The organism is Megasphaera sp. MJR8396C (assembly GCF_001546855.1).
Taxonomy (GTDB): domain Bacteria; phylum Bacillota; class Negativicutes; order Veillonellales; family Megasphaeraceae; genus Megasphaera.
In genome coordinates, this window is record NZ_KQ958189.1 from 31467 (window position 1) to 32023 (window position 557).

Consider the following 557-nt stretch of genomic DNA (forward strand, 5'->3'; position numbering starts at 1 on the left):
TTGTGCCTTTGGATTGGAGCTGCTGTCTGATTTTGAGGAACTTATGCCGTTTGGCCGCAATCTTTCGCCCGGAAACAAATTCGGTTTTACCTTGTTCATCGTAACTGACCGTCAGGAATCGTAAACCACGGTCAATACCGACAACATGATGGATGTTCTCCTTCTGGAAATCTTCGACAGCTTTGGTGACGGGAATATGCAGATACCACCGGCCTTTGAGTTCAACTAACTTTGCCGTGCCAAGATTCCATGAGCCATCCAGATACTTCGAAAATGGCTTGCTTTCAAAGGTACACCGGGTTCGTTTGCCAAGGGTGTTGATAGACAGGCTTTGGCCGTTATCCACGAAGCTGTAATCACGGTTACGAACCAAATCCGCTTGCGGGCGCTTGAAGAAGATGGGCTTCCAAAGCCATTCGAGCGTCTTCGTGATGTATTTCCAGTTGCCATCTTCGTTCTTGTATTTGAAAGGCTTTTGGAATAGCTGCTGCTTGACAGTCTTATAGCGAGCAATAGTAGTCTTGATAGACGACTGTGCAAGCTGCGACTTTAAGCCA

At 47.0% G+C, this 557-nt stretch carries 1 pseudogene; it reads right to left on the bottom strand.

The annotated features are described in order from the left end of the window. A pseudogene (locus HMPREF3201_RS12005) lies at positions 1-557 on the bottom strand (RNA-guided endonuclease TnpB family protein); the annotation flags it as partial.